Genomic DNA, 255 nt, shown 5'->3' with positions numbered 1-255 from the left:
GGACCTAAGGCGAGGCCGACAGGCGTAGTCGATGGACAACGGGTTGATATTCCCGTACCGGCGAAGAACCGCCCATATCGAACCCAGCGATACTAACATCGTGATGGTGTGCCGGCCTTCGGGCTGACTCACTTGAGCCTTGGACCTGGACTGGTAGTAGGTAAGCGATGGTGTGACGCAGGAAGGTAGCCTCCGCGTGGCGATGGTTGTCCACGTTTAAGCATGTAGGGCGTGTCGTAGGCAAATCCGCGACAC

General features: G+C 58.0%; 1 rRNA gene. It reads left to right on the top strand.

The features are described from left to right. A 23S ribosomal RNA gene (locus QSK18_RS35800) occupies positions 1-255 on the top strand; the annotation flags it as partial.

It is taken from the genome of Kineosporia sp. NBRC 101677 (genome assembly GCF_030269265.1).
Lineage (GTDB): Bacteria > Actinomycetota > Actinomycetes > Actinomycetales > Kineosporiaceae > Kineosporia > Kineosporia rhizophila.
This window is presented reverse-complemented; position numbering and strand designations above follow the sequence as displayed.